Annotated in this window: 21 protein-coding genes; 11 read left to right on the top strand and 10 right to left on the bottom strand. The window is 33.0% G+C overall.

Translation table 11 applies throughout. The annotated features are described in order from the left end of the window. Positions 1-90: 90 nt before the first annotated feature. Positions 91-1236: a GNAT family N-acetyltransferase gene (locus GON26_RS12620; RefSeq protein ID WP_160375237.1), complete on the bottom strand. Its 1146-nt coding sequence runs from the start codon at positions 1234-1236 to the stop codon at positions 91-93. 117 nt (positions 1237-1353) lie between these two features. After that, positions 1354-1842, bottom strand: a complete 489-nt coding sequence (locus GON26_RS12615) for a DUF1761 domain-containing protein (protein WP_160375125.1) — start codon at positions 1840-1842, stop codon at positions 1354-1356. Positions 1843-2022: 180 nt separating this feature from the next. On the opposite strand from GON26_RS12615, the gene GON26_RS12610 reads away from it, so the two are divergent. Continuing rightward, the gene (locus GON26_RS12610) at positions 2023-2880 is read left to right on the top strand and encodes a leucine-rich repeat domain-containing protein (protein WP_160375124.1); all 858 of its coding nucleotides are present in this window, start codon (positions 2023-2025) and stop codon (positions 2878-2880) included. A 251-nt stretch (positions 2881-3131) separates the two neighbouring features. After that, the gene (locus tag GON26_RS12605) at positions 3132-3437 is read left to right on the top strand and encodes a hypothetical protein (RefSeq protein ID WP_160375123.1); all 306 of its coding nucleotides are present in this window, start codon (positions 3132-3134) and stop codon (positions 3435-3437) included. 171 nt (positions 3438-3608) lie between these two features. On the opposite strand, the gene GON26_RS12600 is transcribed toward GON26_RS12605, so the two are convergent. The 6 genes from GON26_RS12600 to GON26_RS12575 form a co-directional block, all read right to left on the bottom strand. Beyond that, the gene (locus tag GON26_RS12600; protein WP_160375122.1) at positions 3609-5048 is read right to left on the bottom strand and encodes a glycosyltransferase family 2 protein; all 1440 of its coding nucleotides are present in this window, start codon (positions 5046-5048) and stop codon (positions 3609-3611) included. Between the two features lie 12 nt (positions 5049-5060). After that, positions 5061-5882, bottom strand: coding sequence for a hypothetical protein (locus tag GON26_RS12595; RefSeq protein WP_160375121.1), 822 nt, complete (start codon positions 5880-5882; stop codon positions 5061-5063). 1 nt (position 5883) lies between these two features. Next, on the bottom strand, positions 5884-7098 hold the full coding sequence (locus tag GON26_RS12590) for a YaiO family outer membrane beta-barrel protein (RefSeq protein ID WP_160375120.1): 1215 nt from the start codon (positions 7096-7098) through the stop codon (positions 5884-5886). Further along, positions 7098-7463, bottom strand: a complete 366-nt coding sequence (locus tag GON26_RS12585) for a response regulator transcription factor (protein WP_160375119.1) — start codon at positions 7461-7463, stop codon at positions 7098-7100. The genes GON26_RS12590 and GON26_RS12585 overlap by 1 nt, the downstream gene beginning before the upstream one ends. A 75-nt stretch (positions 7464-7538) precedes the next feature. Beyond that, the gene (locus GON26_RS12580) at positions 7539-9527 is read right to left on the bottom strand and encodes an ATP-binding protein (protein ID WP_160375118.1); all 1989 of its coding nucleotides are present in this window, start codon (positions 9525-9527) and stop codon (positions 7539-7541) included. Between the two features lie 473 nt (positions 9528-10000). Continuing rightward, a complete protein-coding gene (locus GON26_RS12575; RefSeq protein ID WP_160375117.1) occupies positions 10001-11527 on the bottom strand; it encodes a hypothetical protein in 1527 nt (508 codons plus the stop codon). Between the two features lie 127 nt (positions 11528-11654). On the opposite strand from GON26_RS12575, the gene yiaA reads away from it, so the two are divergent. From yiaA to GON26_RS12565, 3 genes are all read left to right on the top strand, one after another. Beyond that, positions 11655-12125 carry an inner membrane protein YiaA gene (yiaA, locus tag GON26_RS12570; protein ID WP_160375116.1) on the top strand — a complete coding sequence of 157 codons (471 nt, stop codon included), beginning with the start codon at positions 11655-11657 and terminating at the stop codon, positions 12123-12125. 453 nt (positions 12126-12578) lie between these two features. Continuing rightward, positions 12579-12734, top strand: a complete 156-nt coding sequence (locus tag GON26_RS21565) for a hypothetical protein (RefSeq protein ID WP_202110872.1) — start codon at positions 12579-12581, stop codon at positions 12732-12734. An 84-nt stretch (positions 12735-12818) separates the two neighbouring features. Further along, the gene (locus tag GON26_RS12565; RefSeq protein ID WP_160375115.1) at positions 12819-13331 is read left to right on the top strand and encodes a PRC-barrel domain-containing protein; all 513 of its coding nucleotides are present in this window, start codon (positions 12819-12821) and stop codon (positions 13329-13331) included. A 158-nt stretch (positions 13332-13489) separates the two neighbouring features. Here the strand turns inward: GON26_RS12565 and GON26_RS12560 are convergent, their stop codons facing one another. Together GON26_RS12560 and GON26_RS12555 are read right to left on the bottom strand one after the other, a co-directional pair. Continuing rightward, a complete protein-coding gene (locus GON26_RS12560) occupies positions 13490-14056 on the bottom strand; it encodes a hypothetical protein (RefSeq protein ID WP_160375114.1) in 567 nt (188 codons plus the stop codon). A gap of 415 nt (positions 14057-14471) precedes the next feature. Beyond that, positions 14472-15170, bottom strand: a complete 699-nt coding sequence (locus tag GON26_RS12555; protein ID WP_160375113.1) for a pseudouridine synthase — start codon at positions 15168-15170, stop codon at positions 14472-14474. 690 nt (positions 15171-15860) lie between these two features. On the opposite strand from GON26_RS12555, the gene GON26_RS12550 reads away from it, so the two are divergent. The 6 genes from GON26_RS12550 to GON26_RS12525 all read left to right on the top strand — a co-directional run bounded on the left by GON26_RS12550 (position 15861) and on the right by GON26_RS12525 (position 22353). Further along, a complete protein-coding gene (locus GON26_RS12550) occupies positions 15861-17180 on the top strand; it encodes a serine hydrolase domain-containing protein (protein ID WP_160375112.1) in 1320 nt (439 codons plus the stop codon). A 335-nt stretch (positions 17181-17515) separates the two neighbouring features. Further along, positions 17516-18175 (top strand): hypothetical protein, encoded by a 660-nt coding sequence (locus tag GON26_RS12545; RefSeq protein ID WP_160375111.1) that lies wholly within the window; start codon positions 17516-17518, stop codon positions 18173-18175. 143 nt (positions 18176-18318) lie between these two features. Then, positions 18319-18768: a hypothetical protein gene (locus tag GON26_RS12540; RefSeq protein ID WP_160375110.1), complete on the top strand. Its 450-nt coding sequence runs from the start codon at positions 18319-18321 to the stop codon at positions 18766-18768. Between the two features lie 294 nt (positions 18769-19062). Then, positions 19063-19398 (top strand): hypothetical protein, encoded by a 336-nt coding sequence (locus tag GON26_RS12535; RefSeq protein ID WP_160375109.1) that lies wholly within the window; start codon positions 19063-19065, stop codon positions 19396-19398. A gap of 208 nt (positions 19399-19606) precedes the next feature. Beyond that, positions 19607-20083 carry a hypothetical protein gene (locus GON26_RS12530; RefSeq protein WP_160375108.1) on the top strand — a complete coding sequence of 159 codons (477 nt, stop codon included), beginning with the start codon at positions 19607-19609 and terminating at the stop codon, positions 20081-20083. 257 nt (positions 20084-20340) lie between these two features. Next, a complete protein-coding gene (locus GON26_RS12525) occupies positions 20341-22353 on the top strand; it encodes a M13 family metallopeptidase (protein WP_160375107.1) in 2013 nt (670 codons plus the stop codon). Positions 22354-22394 lie beyond the last annotated feature (41 nt).

Genomic DNA, 22394 nt, shown 5'->3' with positions numbered 1-22394 from the left:
AATCTCAGATTTGCTAAATCTTTGAACATAGAGATTCCTACGGAATGACAAGTTTGTCTTAAATGATTATAAGGAACTCTAGTTTATCAATTATTTAAAAGGATTACGTTCCTGCCATTCCGTTTTGGGTTCCAGATAATTAAAAAAACGACCAATGTTATGATTGATCAAAGCATTACTGTGTGTAATTAAGCCATACATTTTTATGGGCTTAGCACCAACAGAACTTTTGATTTCCAGAGCCGTTCTGGCAAAAACAATCGTCGAAAAACCTTTTTTAATCGAGTAGGCAATCATATCATAAAGCATATTCAAATACAGCATTTTTTCACGCTGGATACTTTCGTCATAGCCTAGAAAATAAGTGTCCATGACATTTCCGTTTTTGATAAGCGTGTTGAAACCTATTAATTGGCCATCTAAAAAATAACCATAAAAAAGAAAATTATCTTTCATGATTTCTTTAAAAAAGCTAAAGTGATTTCGTGCCAAGAAAAAAGTATTGAAAGGCGCATTTTTGGCCACATGAAAATACAAATCGTAAATAACGTCTTCGTATTTTTTAATATCTGCCAAAGACATTTTTTGTTTTTCGATTCCTTCAGATTTTTTTCTTGCCCTTTTGTATTGATCACGGTATTTTTTTGACAACGCATCAATATAATCTTGTTCTGTTTTCCAGTTTTTATCAATATCAAAAACCATATTGGGCTGAGTCGAAAACGTATAATTGTTTTTAAATTCAGCTTGCAAAGGCTTGATTTCGGTTTCTGTAAAGTCTTTAATGCTTGTTATATGAACTTTTTTTCCATTTGCTTTCAACTCTTTTTTAAGCTGATTGATTGCTCTTTGAAGTGTTTTAATGGCGTTGAAATCTTTTATGCTTTTATCAAAAGCAAAAGCATTTTGTCCCGTAAGCATATTGTTGCCAACGAATAATACGTGCGAAGCAAAATTTTTAAAAGCAAAATTCCGAACGGATGTTTTTAAGCACTTATCACGTTCTCCAAAAGATTCCAGTTTTTCTGCAAATAAAAATTGAGTTAAGGCAATTCCAACCAGTTTTGCTTCTTCATAAATTCCGATAAAATGACAAATCATATTTACTGGAGATGATTTTTCCAGTACTTCGAGGTATTCCCGAGTCAGAAAAATATTTTCAATGGCCAGCGAATTCCATTCTAAAGGCAGTAAGGATGCGCTGTTATATATTTCGAAAGAATAAGTTGTATTCAAGAGGTGTACGCTAATTTCTTCAAAATTAGATAATATTTGCAATAACTCATTTCATTTAAGTTATTATTAAGAAAAACCCGTTTAAGTGTGAGTCCTAAACGGGTTGTATTTTTATATTTAAGCGAATGCGCAGATGATTCCGCCCATTATCGTCAGGCATACGGTCCAGAAACCAGCATGAATCAGAATGTATTTCCAGGATTTTCTCTCGAATAAACCGTTAACACCAATTATCGGAAAAGCAAAAAACAAACCCGATATAAATCCGTGAAGTGATCCGTGTTTAAAGGTGCGATAGGCTGTTCCGTAATCTGCCATAAAAGCGGCAAAAGACGGTTTAGCGCTTTCCAGCATAGGAGGTCCGCCTACCATACCAACCGCTCCCGATTGATGAATAGTCAGCGACATGAGCGTCATCGTAATCATAAGCGAAAAAACATAGGTTAAGCCAAATATTTTGAGCATATTACCTTTTTGAAGTTCTTCCTGTGTTAGATTGTTTTCTCTCATCCAGATGGTTCCAAACACTTTTGGATGGTACCAAACAAATCCTACTACCAATGTTGCAATTGCGGCAACAAATAATGCAATAAAGTTAATTTCCATAAAATCAGGTTTTTATAATTAGTTAAGCCAAATTTAATCAAAAAAAACCAATTTCTAATTTTTTACGTATATAGGTTAAGTAGTACATTTTATAATTTTATTAACACTTTATCGACATTATGTGCTTTATATCTATAAATTTGCATAAATTTAGAAAACGTAACAAACCCCCCAAATCATATGAAAAGTGTAATAACCTTTTTTTTGACCCTTGTTTCGTCTTTGTCCACTTTTGCTGATATTATATCAGACAAAGAGAAAGACGTGCTTATTAAATTGTATCATGCCACCAATGGGTCGCAATGGAAGATAAAATGGGACTTAGCGTTACCCGTATCTACCTGGCATGGCGTAATTGCCGAAAATGGAAATGTAATTTCTATTAATTTGGCTAATAATAATTTAAGTGGTGAATTGCCCAAAGAGTTTTTTGATTTAGTGCATCTCGTATCGATTGATTTGCACAAAAATGATCTTCACGGACCAATATCCGAAGCAATTATTAAACTTAAAGAACTTCAGGTTTTGGACATTTCTTTGAATAAAATTTCAGGAGCACTGCCTACTGCTATCTGCGATTTGCCTAAACTTAAAGATCTTGAATTGTTTCAGAACCAAATTTCAGGTGAACTGCCTTCGGAAATTGGCAGGCTGAGTAATCTGGAAACACTTTCATTATTTGATAACCAAATAGATGGTACATTACCTGATTCATTGTATGAAATGATTTCTTTAAGAGTATTGCTTTTAAATGGCAACCATTTGTCAGGAAATTTAAGCAACGAGATTAGCAATTTTAGCGATCTGGAAAACCTAAGTTTGTTTGATAATGGTTTTGAAGGAGAAATTCCGGATGGAATAGAAAAATTGCATAATTTATCTGAAATGAATCTTTCTTATAATAAATTTAAAGGAGCGGTATCTAAAAATCTGGCACTATTGGATTCTTTGAATCTGACTATGTTTGATGAAAACGGAAATCCTTTTTTATTAGATGTGAATACTGAAAAAGAAACTACTATTGTAACCCAAAATTAATCGTGCTTATGAATGAATTTTACTATCGTTGATTAAAGTTGATTAAATATATTTAGTTAATTGTTGAAAAACCGTAATTCGTTACGGTTTTTTTGTGTTTTTAAAAAAGGAAAAGAATTCAAAAAATAACATTTTATTTAGTGTCTATTTTTTATAAGTTTGCTTTTTTTTCATAACTTTAATTACTCAAATTTAGGAAGAACATAATTTGAGAGGCTAGAAGTAATAATATCACATTTAAAAATAAAATTATGGTAGTACAGTATCAGGGTGAGCAGTATGGCAAATCCACAACATTTACGATAAGAATCATTGGTAACAACCTTTCAAAAAGTAGTTCAAACTACCAGATTGATTTATTGGTGGGCGATAAACCATTACCCATATTTACAACATTAATTCATCAAAGTCTGTCGAATTGCCTAAAAGAAATTTACTTATTCCGAAAACATAACGGAATCAAATTTGATGCTTCTTCAGAAAAAGTAGCTCCAAAATTAGTGCCTTATGATCAGGTTTTGTACAACTATAATAAGTACGCGTTATTTATGGCGTAAGCTTTTGTAAGGTTATAAAAATAGAAGACTGTTTATTTAAGCAGTCTTTTTTTTGTAGTTAGTTTTAGGTATATTTTACTTAAAGTGTTTTAGTTATACCTATTTTGTCAGTTTTTTTTATTTTAAAGAAGTCCTGTTTCGTAATCCATTTCAAAAAAGAATTGGAAATAATTAGGATTCTTCTTTTTTGGTAAAGCCTTTTCTGGTCATTTCGCCCCAGCCTTTGGTTCCCATTATTTTTTCTTTATAGCCAATCAAGGCTGCATAAACCGCTAAAGGATGAAAATAAAAAGGTTCTATAAAAGCTGCCAGCAACAGTTTAAAGAAATCAGCTTGCTTAGGATACTTATGATAGGTACGTTCTTCGCTGTACAATGCGATAACAGAGAAAAAAATAGCAAACGAATAAACAAATAATAAAAGTAAAAGGAAGAAATGCCATTTAAGTAAACCAAATATAATAAACAATGCTGTAATTACAAGGCCAGTAAACTCGATTCCGGGTGCCAGTAATTCAAAAAAGGTCCAATACGGTATGCTAAGTAAGCCAAGTCGGTTGTATTTTGGGTTAAGAAACATTTTTTTATGAATGCTAAGTGTTTCTATTGTTCCTCTCATCCAGCGGCTGCGTTGTTTTTTGAATATTTTGAAATCTTCCGGTGCTTCTGTCCAGCAAAGCGGGTCAGGGATATAACTCACCGTGTAAGGAATTTTGTTTTCCAGCATATAACGGCGCATTCTTACTACCAGCTCCATATCTTCGCCTACTGTTTTGGTATTATAACCACCTGCAAGCAGGGCAATTTCTTTGTCAAAAGCACCAAAAGCACCACTAATAAGCAAGAGTCCATCGAGTCTTCCCCAAGCCATTCTTCCTAAAAGAAAAGCTCTCAGATATTCCAGAACCTGTATTCTGGAGAGCATAACATCCGGAATATTTACATCGACCAGACGGCCGTTTTTAATCACACATTGATTGGCTATTCTGACTACACCACCGGTAGCAATAATACGTTTTCCGTAAGATTCAAGGAACGGTTTCGCAAGTTTCAGCAGCGAGTCTTTATCAAGAATACAATCGACGTCAATACATACTACATACGGATTTTGTGCGATATTAAGTCCGGCATTCAGAGCATCGGCTTTGCCTCCATTTTCCTTGTCGACTACGATTAGTTTTTTAAAAGCGGCATTTTTTGAAGTATAAATACCTCTGATTTTTTTGGTTTCAATTTTTGAATGAAAGTCAAGTTCCGTCAGTATCAGGTCATAGGTTTTGATGAGGATTTCCATCGAATTGTCTTTGCTGCCGTCATTCACAACAATTACCTGATAGTTATTATAATTTAAAGAAAGTAATGATTTTACATTTTCCTGAATAGTAAAACTTTCATTGTAGGCTGGAGCTATAAGTGAAAGTTTAGGTGCAAATTCACTGGTAAGAAGTACCTCATAATCTACAAAACTATTTTTTTTAAGATATTCCTTTAGTTCTTTTGTAGAGAGATACGCTAATATAAGATACGAAGACATAATCAGTATTGCATAAGCAAGTATAAGGATTAGGTATATCTCAAAAAACAAGGTTAGTTCTGTATTATAAAAAATCATTAGCTTCTAGGATTAAACGGTTAATGTTTGCAATACATCTTGCGCTTTGTATTTGAGTTGAGAATTTGTTGTTCTGGCAGCCAATTGTGTTACATAAGGAATTTTTTGTGTAAGATTAAGTTCCTTAATAAGTTTCAGGCCAAGTGTTACAACAGTAGAGTTTTGTGATTCCAGTAACAGTTCAATTCCTTTAGTATCGCCTATGTCGTGTTTTTTAAAAGCGTTAATAATGTTTATCTGAGTCCAGTCGTCAATAGGGTAATGATGTTCGGTAAGGTGTACGATTCCTTTTGTTCCTCTTAGTTTGATACAGGCATTTAGAGCAGTAATTTTCAAAGTTTTATTCCGTCCTTTAGAAATAGTTAAGATGGTGTCAAAAGCTTTTGTAGCATTAATTTCTGCAAGCTCTGTAATTCCTTTACACTTTACCTCCCATTTAGGGTTTCTGAGTTTTTTAAAAGAATCTTTTATCAGCCCGGACTCTGTATAAAATTTTTCCAGTTTTTGTGCATAAACGCCTTCATAGTTTTTATGAAGATTCATAATAGTTTCTGTTATAACTTCTCTGAAGAAAGGATTGTTAGCATACTTTATATAACCTTTGTCTTCTTTAATAACTGAAAAAGGAGTATCATCAAAAATAATGGAGAATATTAATTTTTCGATAAGAGAACTGTATTCAATCCGGAGTCTTTCTTTTCTTATATTTCTGTTACGGCTTCTGATAATCATTACATACAAAATAAAAGAGGCGGTGACAAACAGGCTTATCGTCAGGATTAGAAAAGGTTCTACCCATGTACTGTTCTTGTAAAGTTCCCGAAAGTTTATCATACTAAAAACGTTTAGTGATAATTAGCTGCGCATTAAACCGGTGTCTGTACTCTTCCGGTAAATATTCTTCATACTCATAGAGAAAAACAGGCCGTACAAAAAAAGAATTTCCCAAACGATACTGATATTGTATCCCGGCTCTGTATGCTTTTAGGGGCTCAATAAAGTTGTTGTAAAGATAGAGGTAGGGTACATTTCCGTATTGGAGTTCTACTCTTAAGATGCTTTCTTTTTCCTCATTTCTGTTCTCTACACTTACAACATGCGAGAATAATTCGTTTGCCGTATCGTAGTAAGGTCTGTAAGCAAGTGTATAAACTCCTGTATGATAAGCCAGTTGTCCTGTAAGCAATGTGACATTTTCTGTTTCAAAGTGCATAAAGCGAAGTCCAAGGGCATAATCAAAATTTTTATGTGGAATAAAATAATATTCGATGCCGGCTTTAGCAACGGGAAAGACTGTTTCTCCGGTTGAAAGGCCTGCATTTACGTATAAATAATTTTTTTTTGAAAAGGTCTGATAATAATCGGTTTCAAACAACATTTGGGTGTCATTATTTACATGCCCAACATTGGCACGGCCTACAATTGCTGATTTGCTGAACTTATGCGAATATTCGACATAGCCATAGTGCAGTGGTGATTGCCCCGGATTTGATGTAGATACGTTGAGATAGGAAACTGCTATTGCATTTTTTGTCTTACGGCCTATAAGTGTACTTATGCCTTTAAATGCCTGCGTGCTGTTCGTTGTCAGGGATTCTTTTTCTATAATGGCTAATGCTTCTTCATCGCGATTCAGCTTTTCAAGACACTTTACTTTAATAGTCAGTACATCAGTAGAATTAGGGTCAATTGCCAGGTACTTGTCGCAATAATAAATAGTTTTTTCAAACTGTTCTGACCAAAAGTAACTGTTAATAATGGCCAGTAAAGCGTCTGGGTTAGGAACTGTCCTGTCCGCCATAGGCGATAGTATTTTTATAGAAGTATTGTATTCTTTTTTCCAGCTGTAAATTCTGCCAGTATAAATTTTCAGATCCTCATTTTCAGGAAATTTTGCAGACAAAGGCTCAATCAGTGCAAGTGCCTTATCGAAGTTATTGTTTTTAACTTCAAGTTGCGCTTCAGCAACAACGGCGTCTATATTAATTTCCTGTGCCAGTGCGGTAAAGGAGATAAACAGTAGAAAAAAAGAATAATATAAAAACTTCATTAGGCACGTTTGTTTAGTAATTTATTAATTCTCACTAAAAGAACAGCAGGACTGACAGGTTTTGCAATAAACTCGTTTGCACCTATATCAAAAGAATCCAGCTCAGTCTGTTCTACACCTGATGAAGTAAATATAATTATCGGGATGTCAGAACCAATGCTTTGTCTTACGTATTGCGTAATTTCCATTCCGCTTATACCGGGCATATTTATATCAGTCAGGATCAGATCATAACTATTTGCTTCAATAGCATTTAATGCTTCCTTTCCATCAGAAAACTGGTCAACGGTAAATCCTTTAGACGCTAAGAAAAAGGATAATGATTTGCGTAGGATTTCATTATCTTCAGCTAAAACTATTTTCATAGGATCAAATGTTTATCGTTGAGAAAACTTAATGTGGTATCAGGTAATGTAAAGTTAATACATACTTCTCTTTTATCATAGCTCCTTTAAAATTTTAACTACTTCAGTAATTTCGGAACGTAATAGACTCAGCTGCTCAGCTGTTTCAGTAGTAAATTGTCTAAGTTTTGCTTCTTTCTCAATAAAGGATAAACAGCCCGTAAGATCTTCCAGCAGGAACATGTCGAAACTGGATTTCATATTATGTGACAGTTTTTCGACTCTGTCATAATCATTGTTATGAAAAGCTTCTTCCAGCTGTGTCACTTCCATCTGAATCTTCTCTATAAAAAGATCAATCATTTCCTGCTTAAAATTCAGATTACCACATGACATCTCCTCTAAAAAAGACAAATCTACCAATCGCTTCTGTACTGGCATACTGTCTTTGTTCATTACGGTCTTTATAGCATCTAATAGTACAACCTGCTTAAAAGGTTTGGGTACATAAGCATCCATTCCTACAGCATAACAGCGTTCCTGTTCTCCCACAAGCGAGTGTGCTGTCATGGCTATAATGGGTATAGTTAACTGCATTTCATTCCTAATATATTCCGTAGTCTGATACCCATCTTTAACAGGCATCTGAAGATCCATTAAGATAAGGTCGTATTCGTTTTTTGACAGAAGAGCGATCCCGGCTTCACCATTATCTGCAATGTCTAATTCAAAACCAAAGTTGTCGATAACACTTTTGATGAGTTTCTGATTCAACACATTGTCTTCACAAAGAAGTATTTTAAGTTTATGAAGATGTTCTCCTGACAAAGGCTCAGCGACCAATTCCGCCTGATTTGCTTTTTTATAAGTAAGTACAAAGAAAAACTCAGAACCGCGATCGGGCTTACTTTTTACCTGAATTTTAGAATCCTGAAGTTCAACAAGTTGTTTAACAATGTTAAGGCCAAGCCCAGTACCTCCAAATCTTCGGGTAGTGCTTTCTTCTGCCTGGGTAAAACGTTCAAAAATAGTTTTAAGCTTGTTTTCCGGTATGCCTATCCCGGTATCTTTAACAGAGAATCTAAGGGCGTAACGATCCTCAGTTTCTTCCAGTTTTTTTACTGAAATAGTAACTTCACCTTCTTCGGTAAACTTCAGCGCATTACCCGTAAGATTCACGAGTATCTGGTTGAGTCTTCCCTGATCGCCAATAACAACTTCAGGCATTTCGGCATCCAGAAAAAGATTAAATTCAATGTCTTTCGGAACTTTTACCTTTAATAAATTATAAACATGTTTCAATGTCTTTTTTAAATGGAAGGGCTGTTCGTCAATCTTTAAATTACCGGATTCTATTTTAGAAAGATCCAGAATATCATTAATAATCAGCAGCAGATTTTCTCCTGCAATTTGTACACTTTCAATATAATCGCGCTGTACAGTATCCAGCTTTGTCTGGGCCAGCAGATCCGTAAAACCAATAATGGCATTTAACGGAGTCCTGATTTCATGACTCATATTGGCTAAAAAATTATCTTTTGCGTGTACTGCACGTTGGGCTATTTTTTTCTGAGTATTAAGGTCAATATTTTTAGTTCCTAATTCCAATTGATTGATAACGTGTTTCGCAATAATCGAAAGCGCATTGCGCTGGTTATCATTTAGTTCTTTAGAAACATGGTCTATAGCACAAATGGTTCCGATGTTATAACCATCCGGGGTTGTAAGCGGAATTCCGGCATAGAACCTGATTTTAAAACCATCTATAACGTTTGGGTCGTCTTTGAATCTTTCGTTTGTATGGGTGTCCGGGATTTCAACCATTTCTGATTCCATGATAGTGTATTGACAGAAACTGATTTCTCTCGGCACCTCAGTTACACCTATCCCAATTTCCGATTTAAACCACTGTCTGCTTTCGTCTATGAATGAAATATGGGCAATGGGTACGCCACATATATACGCCACAAGTTTTGTGGCATCATCAAAAGCATGGTTGGGTAAGGAGTCAAGAATGTTATAGCGTTTTAATGCTGCCAGACGTTCTGGTTCGTTGTGTGGTATAGGATGTTGTGGATTATTCATTGGGTAGAAAAATAAACTACAAAAATAGAAATAAATTTCAAGATAAAACTTTACAATATAGTAACAATCTCATTGTAAAGTCTAAATGACGAAGGAAGGCTTGATCTTTCACTTGGAATAGGATTGCTTGCAAGCTGAATTTTTGTTTTAGTTTAAAAGGAATCAGGAAAACTTAAAATATGCCTGATATTTAATGTTGTAAGTTTTGCTCTATCACGTCTGTTTTTCTTATTTGATTAATAATTGATTATTTTGCATACAAGGCAATAAAGATGATTTTTTTTATTTAAAATGATAATTTTAGATGAGATCTAAAAATTTATTACAAGCTAATTGTTTTAAGGAAATATTCTTTTGCTTTTTAATAGTGTTCTTTGAAAGTTTTCAAGATGTCACCTATCCGAATAGTTAAAATGGAACATCATTTTCCTCCGTTTTTCGAAACATCCTCTTCGTTGAAAAAGCCAGAGATTCTAAGTTTTTTCGATTTTAACTACAGGAAAGTACGCCGCAAGGAGATTTAAAGTAGTTTCATAGACCGTTTTTCGTCTCACTTTTGCAAGCAGCCAGGATAAGAAACTCATGATCAAAATATCTTTAGGACCGTTTTGCGCTGCAATTATAAAATCTTCTATTGCTGCTTTGAATTTTTGTGTCTGTATAATTTCGGGCTTCATTACATATTGTTCTACAAACAAAAGATATTGCACAACACGGGCTTCATTTACCGTTAAAAGATATTTTTTATAACGTCGTTTAAAACTTTTTATCCGGGACAAAGCCAGTTCTGTGTTTTCTTGCTGTGCATGCAGAAGGATTTCGACAAGACATTTTTTGATTATCCAGTCCATACCCATTTTTTTTTCGTACCAACTGTCGGTATGATTTAATTTAGCCATTTCTTTTACGGCATTACGTCCGGAATCTTGCTGGATATAAAAAACGATAAGCATAAGCCGAATGTCATTACTGTCATTAGGATCTGTTTTTTTGTTGGATGAAAGAGCTTTTTCAGCAATTTCTATAGCTTTTATAGGATGACCCATATAATTTTCATTGAAGGCCAATAATAAAAAATAGCGCTGGCAAAAACGCTGATAATATTTGCCGGATTGTTTCTGAAGTTCGGTAAACATCAGATTGAGATAGTGCAAAGACTCCGTAAACTCACCATTGCGAAAATAGAAGTTGGCTATAAAATATAAGATGTAGATATGATAGTATAAATGTCGGTCTGTCAGGTCGGTTTTTTTGCTAATGAACTGATAGCTTTTCACAACAAAAGGCTCAATAAGCGAATAATTGTTGTTTATAGAAGCATATTCGTTGGCAATAAATAATATTTGGTACAGAGATTTAAAAGTTAATCCCTGTTGTAATGATATCCCATGTGTTTCAATAGTGTTTTTTATAAATGCCTGAAAATCTACTATTCGGCCTTCGTGATAAATAGCAGCAAGTTCACGACGCAAGACAGCATAGGCTAAATTAAGCTGTTCTTCCTGTTCGAGCTGTTTTTTATTGGCTTTAAATTTGCCTATTATTTTTTCGATTGGTTCTGACAGGTTGAAATGGGCAAATTGTATCTGAGTCAGATAAATTTCATTGAGAAGACTAAAATGCTCCAGGTTTAGCGCAGTCTCTTCGGCCTTTGCCAGACATTTAAAGGCTGTTTTTATAAGTTGATGTTCAAAAAATAACCGACTTACAACAATAAGCCGAAGTATGGTATTTTCTTCCGAAGTATCATTTTCAAAACTTCGGTTAGCCATAAAATTAATCATGTTGTCATAAAGTCGTTTTCTAAGCGCATGATAGGCATCGGTACTTTTTTTGTCTTCTAAAATTTCTTTTTTAAGTTTTATATCGTCAGTTTTTAAAGAATTGAATAAGGCTATATTCGCTGTGTCTTTACGTTTATTCTTTTTAGAAAGATACTGTATGAATGCCTTTTTATCAGCTTCATTCATCATATTCGATATTTCCTGGAGTGCATTCATAACTATAATTTTCTCCCGATAAAAATAGTAAAATGTATTTTTATAACGTCAGTTTTATGCATAAATTGATTTTTATAAGGACTCATTCCTACTGAAATTTGTCTCATAATTATAAAACATAAAAATTATGGAACCGCTAAAATCAAATGAAGTAAACAACAATTCAGAATCAAATTCAAAATTAAATAATGGGCATAGCCCCTTAAAGCCAAGTGCTGCTTTTGTCGGTGCCTCCTGGATGACGTTACTTATAGGTATGACCTCCTATTGTATTGGTCTTTACAATTCGGATATGGCTTATAATGAAAAGGGATATTATTTTACAATTCTCCTTTTTGGTCTTTTCTCTGTCATATCAGTGCAAAAAAGTGTGCGCGACAGGCTCGAAGGTATCCCTGTGACTGATTTGTATTACAGTCTCAGCTGGTTTAGTACAATAGCATCAATAGTATTATTAATAATTGGTCTCTGGAATGCCGATTTATTACTCAGTGAAAAGGGGTTCTTCGGAATGTCGTTTGTATTAGGAATGTTTTCATCCCTGGCTGTACAAAAAAACACCAGAGATCTTAAACAATTCGAATCGACTAATCTATAGTTTAGCGGGCCTCATTACTGTCACATTATTGTGCGGTTTTGGGGTTTTCTAACTTTTATTAAGAAAGTTTCAGGTTTAATGCGAATTGATCACCGAAATGCGAACCGCTATATCATACTATTGCATTATCAATTAACCCGTTGGGTGAAATTATTTTTAACACCTAGATACATAGCTTATTGAACTCAAAAAAAAGCGTTTCACTTGCATTAAAACACATAGCTATGTGTGAAGAAACGAGTTTCTTTTTGATTTTCCTTTTTTCAAAATCATAAAATCTATGTTTTCTATGTGTTTAATTAAATTTTTATTTATTTCACACAACGGATTATCAATCAATTAGCCTACTGGGAATTGTGTAACTTCTGGCTGAAATTACATACTTGTTACGCTATTCTGCTTTGTACCTTTAGAATTATATAAAAACTATTTTTAATTTAAAAAAAGGAAGTTATGGCAGAAATTAGAATTGAGAAAAAAAAGCCGATATGGCCGTGGGTAGTTGCAGTGGTAATAATCACAGCACTTTTATACTTCATCTTTTTGAGAGATAATGAAGTACAAAGCGAAAGTAACGTTGAAATCGAAAACAGTACAAGTGTACGTTAGAAAATAAAAGCTAAACAGCTGGATAAAATTGTTTTGGACAGTTATACTCAGCTAAAATGAATATAAAATATTAAATAAGAGTTTATGGAAAATAAAGACAGAAATTTATACAGACTGGACGAACTTTCTGATTATAAAATTGCTTCAAATTATTCAGATGTAAGAGGATGGAAAATTGTTGACGCTGACAACCGTACTATTGGCAAAATCGATAATCTATGGGTTAATAAAGATATGCAGCGTGTTGTATATCTGGATGTAAATGTAGATAAAGGATTGATAGACGACAGCCGCAATGAGATACACGACGCTTTAGCAAACGAAAATGCAAGAGAATTTGTGTATAAAGACGGAGACAGCCATATTATTATACCTATTGGATCGGTAAGTATCAATAAAGACACAAAAATTGTCATGGCTAACAGTATAGGATACAATACTTTTAGAAAAACCAACCGATACAACAGTCAGCTTAATTTTGACAGAAATTATGAGCGAAGTGTAATGAAGTCCTACTATCCTGAAAATGATGCCAGCGCTAATTATGAGAGTGATGATGATAATTTTTACAAACGCAGAGAATTTGACAATCACTAATACTGCTCAATGTAAGTGGATTAAAAAAGATCAAACGGATAAAAAGGTTTGATCTTTTTTTATTGATACGTTTTTAATGTTTCAAACGTAAAAACAGAATTTCTTCAAAAATAATCCAAAACCAAAAAGCCTCAGATTTCGCTGAAGCTTTTCTATCCTTATTCTTCACGATAAGTCATTATATCTGTTCCGTTTACACTTTTAATTACCTGTTTAACATTTGTTTCAATCAAATTTTTGTCGCCATCCTTACTGTAAGCAACAAATTCACCGTTTGGTAATTTATGAGTTATTACAAACATGTGCCATCCGTAGCCCGATGGTAGCGAAACTATTACATACCGACTCTCTGAAAGTTCTTTATCTATTGTCGTAAATAAATCATCAAATGGAAAATTAGGATCACGTTTTAGATTGAATTTTTGGTGGAAACGGATACCGTTTAATAACAAACCATCAAAGTTTGCAAATGTTCCATCCATTTTATTCTCCCATATTTTTTGGTAATTATAAAAGTTAGCATCTACTTTTTTATTCAGCTTCAGCACCATTTCAATACTCGACGGGATACATGAATACCCAAAAATCTGACTGTGTTTATTAATCGCTTCATATTTATTGATTAAGGCATTGGGTGTTTCCTGTGCACTTGTCTCAAATACTGAGAGTACAATAAATACTAGGACCAATAGGGTAGAATGCAATTTTGTTACTGTTTTTTTCATAATTGATATTTGATTTTTTTAAGTAATTTTTCTCAACATAATCTTTGCCTGCAAAACTCTCGGGATAATTCTTTTTGGTTTTTTTTAGAAGAAATGCCCTGTAGATTAGTTTGTCAAATCTGTGATTACTATCAGAAAAATGCTATTATTTTTTTTGACCAAAGTAGTAATTTGAATGCGGGTTATTGTCCCATTTCGTTTCATAATTGTGTCAAAATGAGTAATTCTTTAAATAAATTGAAAGAAAAAGAAGTCTGGAAAATTTAGAGAAAAGGCTTTGTGATTTAGAGAATTAAATAAAAAAATCTGTTATAATCCGCTTTTTGGCTTAGTCAATCCGTGTCATCCGCGGTCCATTTTTACCGCTGTTCAAAACGATTATTTCAAAATAAAAGAATAATGTACAAATTAGTATTTATTGATAGTTACTCAAGTCCAGATTAAGAATAGTACCCACTCGGCTAAACTCTTCATTAATCTTTGCGTTCAGGATTAGTTGTTCATTTTTTATGGGATGATTAAAAATTAACTGATGTGCATGCAGCATCATTCCTTTCAGTTCATAATTATCCAGCCATAATTTATTTTGCTTGTTACAACCATGTGGACGACTTCCTAAAATGGGATGAAAAATATGTTTGAAATGTTTTCGTAATTGATGCATACGACCCGTTTCAGGAATTGCTTCTACCAAACAATATCGTGATGTGGGTTTATTGTTAAATTCTAATTCAACTTCGGCATTTTGCAAACGATGAAAATAGGTTATTGCATTTTGTTTAATGTCATCATCATTGATTAAATCATAGTCAATCGTGAGTTCTTCAGGTGACCAGCCACGTAAAATTGCCAAATATTTTTTTTCGACTTCGCGAGTAGCAAAACGATCATTCATAATTTTCAGAATCTCTTTATCCAATGCAAATAACAGGACACCAGATGTTTTTCGATCTAAGCGGTGAATAGGATAAACATGTTGCCCCCCAATTTGATTTCTCAATTCCTGAATAGCATACACTTTTGCATCGCGCGCATAAAATGATTTGTGAACCAGCAATCCGCTAGGTTTATTGATTGCAATAATATATTCGTCCTGGTAAAGAATTTCCAACATTTGGCAAAAGTAAAAGAGATTTCGATTAAAATCACTTTTAGGACTTATTTATTTCATAGAGCGAGTGTAGCAAAATTTTATTTAATTTTTATTTTGCTGCAAAAACGGTAGCAATTTTATTTTTATTTATTTTTCTGCTACCGAAAGTGTGGCAAATTTTATTTAATTTTTAATTCTGCCACAGAAGCCGTGATATTTTTTTTTTAAATTTTATTTTGTCACAACAATTGTGATTTTATTTCTAAATAAATTTTTTGTCACAGAAAATCAAACAAAATAATTTTTATTTACATTTTGTTCGAGTGCTAATGTGTGCGTCTCGTTTCGTGTACGCAACGGGAGATTTGCGCAGCTTTTCAAAAGGAAGACTTCGGAGAGCGGGGGGGCATCGTTATAATTGCGTCACGGTCGGTATTCATTTCATAGTATTTATGTTTGTAATTAAAGGACATATAATATAAAAAAAATTACCTATAAATAATTTAAGATGTAGTCTTATCTAATCCCATTTTTTGTATTGTAGAATTTTTACAGTCTCCTTCCAAATTATATTTTTTTAAATTTTGAGGTAACAAATAACAAATCCAAACGTCTTCCTAAAAACCTAATCATAATTAGCTTTTGAATCACAATACTTTATTTTCTCATAAAATGTATTAAAAACTAAAAAATCAATCAAAAAACAATCTCATGAAAAAAATTATTATTACAAGTTTATTTGCTCTTTTCATAACAAGTGGTTTCTCCCAAAATTTCAATGCAAAGAGACTTGACAGCTTATTTCAGATTCTGGAAAAAAACAATAAATTTATGGGCAGTATTGCTATCTCTGAAAATGGAAAAACAATTTATACCCACTCAATAGGTTTTGATGATATCGCGACTTCAAAGAAGTCAACGGTAAACAGCAAATACAGAATTGGATCAATTTCAAAAATGTTTACCGCATCTTTGGTTTTTAAGGCTTTAGAAGAAAAAAAAATCAAGCTTGACCAAACTATTGATATTTACTTTCCAACAGTTAAAAACGCCAGCAAAATTACTATCAGTAATTTATTGAATCACAGAAGCGGAATTTACGATATTACAAATGATTCTGATTATTTGAGCTGGTCTGCTCAATTCCAATCAAAAGTCAAGCTGATCGAAAGAATTGCTTCTGGACAAATTTCTTTTGAACCAGATACAAAAGGGGAGTACAGCAATTCTAATTATATTTTATTATCCTTTATATTAGAAGAGGTTTATAAGAAACCTTATGGCGAACTACTAAATGCGAAAATCATTCAACCGCTAAAATTAAAAAATACTTATTTAGGATCTAAAATCAATTTAGAAAAAAACGAATCCTATTCTTATACTTTCGCAGGAAAATGGGAAAAACATAAAGAGACAGATATGTCTGTACCACTTGGCGCCGGTGCAATTGTTTCCAATCCAACTGATTTGAATATTTTTATAGAAAGTCTTTTTGCCGGAAAGATTATTACACCAGAAAATTTAAATCGGATGAAAACAATTAAAGATAATTTTGGGATGGGTATTTTTGAATTCTCTTACTTTGATAAAAAAAGTTACAGACATACTGGCGGAATTGACGGATTCCGATCAATTTTAGATTATTTTGCTAATGAAAAATTGGCTATTGCAATTACATCTAACGGAGTAATGGGGTATAATAATGACAATATTCTTTTATGTGCATTAAGTTCTTATTTCAATAAACCGTATCAAATGCCAGCTTTCAACACTATTGAAATACCAGAAAATACTTTATCGCAATATTTAGGCATCTACAAAAGTGCACAAATTCCTTTAAAAATAGAGATTACCAAAAAAGAAGCCAGCTTGGTAGCACAGGCAACAGGGCAGTCGTCTTTCCCCCTAGAGCCAACCGCTTCTAATATTTTTAAATTTGATCCTGCGGGAATTGTACTGGAATTTAATGCAGAAAAAAAGGAAATGATTTTAAAACAGGGTGGAAATCAATATATATTCGTAAAAGAGTAAAAAAAAGGAAATCATTTTTTTAAATAAAAAGCCCCCGCTCTCCGAAGTTTCCTTATGAAAAGCTGCGCAAATGTCTCTGACTTTGCGCATTTTTTTTGCTTCAGAAAATGTAAACCAGAAAAAAGTCTCCCGACTTTTTACAGTTAGTTCTTATGATTGTAATGGATTTTTACACTCAGGAAAAACATTCTAAGAAAATGGTTTTAAGTCAAAGACTTTGAGAATTCTTCGTTTTTCAATTACATTTGTTTGAAAGGAAAAGTCGGAGACATTTGCGCAGCGTGAATAAAGAACATTTCCGTGAGCAGAGATGCAATATTTAACTGAATTTTAATATGAATAAGACTTTGAAAATAATAATAGCAACTATAATACTAGTAGTAATTAGCTATTTATCTTATTTTTTTTACGTTACTATAAGATACAGCCATTCATCGGATAAGCAGACCTATAAAGAATATATGTGGGTTTTTAAAGATTCTGTTAAAACAAATCTTAATACTAATTTCTGTTATAGTTATGTAAAAAAAAGGGATGTTTATAATAATTTTCATTATAAAGACATTTATAATATAATAGTATGGGAGTTTAAAGACTTGGCTAATGTTGAATTGAAAAAAGCTACCATTAATCAAAATGTCAATCTTTATGATGTGAAGTTTCAGTCAGGAGAAATATTAAATAAGGGCAGCGACTTGGAATTTACCATTAACTATGGTTTTGTTTTTAATTCTGAGATAAATGTAAACTTAGATGAATATTCAAAAATAGAGAGAACCTTTAAGGGTACAAATTATAAGGGGTTTTATGGTTCAATAAATCATATGTCCTTAAGCAATGAAAAAGGAGAACATCAAATACTTTCAGATTTTACCAAAGGACTGACCCCAACAGTATTTTTATTTTACAAGGGACATCAAAGTTTTTATATAGTTATGATTAATTCAGAGAAGCCATTTGATGAGAATATCATAAAGATATTAAATTTGGATTAGTTCCCCCGCTCTCCGAAGTCTTCCTTATGAAAAACTTGTAAATGTCATTTACGCAGCGTGAATAAAGAACACTTCGTTGAGCAGGGAGATTTTTCAATTAACACATCATTTAAAACCCTTTAATCCTTTTTAACCTTAAACAAATGAAGCTAATAAAAATTTACTGTCTGATTTCGTTTTTGTTATTAATCTCTTGCATAGGACATAAGACGGATGGTAGGTATATTACGACCCATAACAATTCTACAAATAGTATTTATTGCTTTTATACAAAAAAAGAATTAAATAGTATAGACAGTATTCCAAATATGGGAAAAGAATCAATTCCAAAAGAAGATGATTTTAGCTATATAATTGTTCCATTTTGGGAAGAATACATAAAAACTTGTGATAACCAAAAAATAAGATATTATATTATTAAAAAAGATAGCGTAGATAAATATGGGTGGAAAGAAATATTTAAGAAAAATATTTATAATAAGAAGTATCTTTTTACAATTAAAGACTTAGACAGTTTGAATTGGACAATTACTTATGATGGGAACCTCCGCTCTCCGAAGTTTCCTTATGAAAAGCTGCGCAAATGTCTCTGACTTTGCGCATTTTTTTTGCTTCAGAAATTGTAAACCAGAAAAAAGTCTCCCGACTTTTACGGATAGTTCTTATGATTGTCTTGGATTTTTTACATTCAGGAAAAAACATTCCAAGAAAAAGGTTTTAAGTCGGAGACTTTGAGAAGTCTTCGTTTTTCAATTACATTTGTTTGAAAGGAAAAGTCGGAGACATTTGCGCAGCGTGAATAAAGAACACTTCGGAGAACAGGGCTGGTGCAAGGGGAGGGCTAAGTTATACGATACCAATTAATGGCTTTTTTTAAATGATAAATTATGAAAAATAAAATTGTTTTTTTGGTGAGTTTTTTTACGATCATTTTTTTAGGTGTGATTGCAAATTTTTATTTTAAATCAAAGCAAGAGATGTCAAAAAGTTATAATTTTATTATAACAAAAATTGATATAACGCCAACAAAATCACTTGCTTTGTATGATAATTATAAAAAAGTTAGGTTTTGGAATTATGATATTCGTGCTTATCAAGATGTTAAAGTAGGTGATGCAGTTTATAAATATAAGAATTCTGATTTCTTGATTATACTTAGAAGAAATCAAATTACAGGAAAATATGAAGAACATTTAAAAATATTACCGTCTGGTATATTTTAAGTATATCCCTGCTCTCCAAAGTCTTCCTTATGAAAAACTTGCAAATGACATTTACGCAGCGTGAATAAAGAACACTTCGGAGAGAAGGGCTTATTATCATTACTCTGCCATTTTTATTACATACAATAATACTATCCAATAGATACAAACTCAATATCTGAAGAATTAAAATATAAATTATACTATCACCTAAAAACATAAAACTATTTTGAACACTAAAACATTTATTTTTTTATTCCTTTTATTCAATTTTTGTTCTTGTGATAAACTAGATACAAGGGAATTACTTGTAAGAAACAATTCTGATAAAGTAATATTTAGCATTTTTTCTGATAATGACAATATGAATAATGCAGGATTTTATTATGAATATCAAGATGGTTTTGACGAATCTAAAAGAGGTGATTATGACGCCCCTTTTATTTTTACAGAAATTAAGAAAGGACAAACAGTTGCAAATTACGATACACCAAGATATTGGGATACTTTTTTTAATACACTAGAAGATAAAAAAGCAAGATTATTCATTGTACAGAAAGACAGCGTGGATAAGTATGGTTGGAAAGAGATTTTCAAGAAAAACATTTACAATAAGAAGTATCTTTTTACAATTAAAGACTTAGACAGTTTGAATTGGACAATTACTTATGATGGGAACCCCCGCTCTCCGAAGTCTTCCTTATGAAAAGCTGCGGACATGTCATTTGCGCAGCGTAAAGAAGAACACTTCGTAGAGGGTAAAGGAATTACTGTAATTAGATAATTATCAGGTATATCTAATTCGATTGGAATTTTCATAACTATAACAATAGGTAGATAAACTTTAGAATTAAATACTGAATTCGTATATTGTTCTCTTAAAAGTAACTATTCCAGTTATATAAATTTTAGAACATCGGTTTTCAAACATTTTCGGTTCATTTAATAGAAATAATCTAGATTATGAAAAATTCATTAATGCTTTTCATTGCATTCTTAGCTTTTACAGCTTGCTCAAAACACCAAGGAAAAAAAGATATTGCTATCACTGGAATAGATTCCACCTTGCGACCTGGTAATGATTTTTTTAAATATGTAAATGGCAAATGGTACGATTCTGTATCAATACCTGCATCACAATCCGGAGTTGGTGCCTACATGTTTATGAATTACCCACAACGAATTCGCCTGCAGGGAATATTGGACAGTATTTCGCAAAGTAAGAATCCGGCAGGAAGTATAGCACAAAAGGTAGGAGACTTTTATGCATCAGGTATGGACACGATAACCATTGACAAACGCGGTTATGAACCTATTAAACCGCTACTTGCTAAAATTGAAGCTATTAGCGATTTACCGTCCTTAATGAACTTTGTCGTTAATCAGGTGAAGGTTAATAATCCTTCTATTATTGCTTTTGGAGTGTCACCCGATCAGAAAAACAGCAGTATGAACATTGCTGAAATCTATCAAACAGGTATTGGTTTGCCAGACAGGGACTATTATTTCAAATCAGATCCATCAACTGTTGCCATACAGAAATCGTACAAAAAATACCTTGCTACATTATTTGAGCAAACCGGCAGCAATGCCAAAGAGGCTGAAAACAATGCTAATTTGGTGTACAATATTGACAAACAACTCGCTATTTCGCATAAAACAAAAGTTGAACTTCGGGATGTACAGGCAAATTATAATAAAATAGCTGTATCAGATCTTGTAAAAAGACATCCCAACATAGACTGGACTACATTTTTAAATAATTTAGGTGCTAAAACCGATTTCATTAATGTAGGGCAACCTGCCTATTATGATGCACTAAATAAACTCGTAAAGACCATCCCCATTAATAATTGGAAAATTTACCTGAAAGCAAATTCTTTAGAAAGATATGCAGATGATTTAAGTAAGCCTTTTGCAGATGCCTCATTTGAGTACACCAAAGTACTTTCTGGTCAGGCTGTTCAAAAAACTCGTGGCGAAAAAATGGCTAATGTACTTGACAATACCTTAGGCGAGGCGTTGGCTGAATTGTATGTAAAAAAATATTTTTCAGAAGATGCCAAAAAACGCATGTTAGTCCTCGTGAATAATCTGCAGAAAGCATATGCAAAAAGAATTGATAATCTGGAATGGATGAGTCAGACTACGAAACAAAAAGCGAAAGAAAAATTGGCAGCCATGACTAAAAAAATAGGATATCCGGATAAATGGAAAGACTATAGCAATGTACATATAGCCAGGAATACCTATTTTGAGAATATGGTTTCGGCTGCTACAGCGGCATATCAATTTCAATTGGCAAAATTGGGTAAGCCAGTCGATAAATCAGAATGGTTTACTACGCCTCCAACAGTAACGGCCTATAATAACCCTACTGCCAATGAAATTGTTTTTCCTGCAGGTATTTTACAAGCCCCATATTTTGATAATAATGCAGATGATGCACTTAACTATGGAGGTATCGGAATGGTGATAGGTCACGAAATAACCCATACGTTTGATGATCAGGGTGCTCAATATGACAAGGATGGCAACTTAAAAAACTGGTGGACAAAAGAGGATTATGCACAGTTTAAGTCAAGAATACAACAGGTTATCGATATGTACAGTACCTATACTGTTTTAGGTGATCTGCACATTAATGGTGCAATGACAGTTGGCGAAAATACGGCGGATATTGCCGGAATAGCAGTTGCCTATGATGCATTTAAAATGACCGAGCAAGGAAAAGGGAATAAAAAAATTGATGGTTTTACTCCAGACCAACGCTTCTTTATTTCTATAGCCAAAATATGGAGGGTAAAAATGAAAGACGAGTTCCTTCGTTTATGGATTAATAATAATCCACATTCTCCTCCAAATTGGCGTGTTAATGGTCCTCTAATGAACACTACACCTTTTTACGAAGCATTTAATCTACAGCCTGGAGATAAAATGTTTTTACCGAAGAAAGACAGAATAACCATTTGGTAATAACCTCTCTCTGAAGTTTTCCTATGAAAAACTGCGCAAAT

The organism is Flavobacterium hydrocarbonoxydans (assembly GCF_009789235.1).
Lineage (GTDB): Bacteria > Bacteroidota > Bacteroidia > Flavobacteriales > Flavobacteriaceae > Flavobacterium > Flavobacterium hydrocarbonoxydans.
The sequence above is the reverse complement of the archived record's forward strand: the minus strand, read 5'-3'. Positions and strand labels throughout refer to the sequence as shown.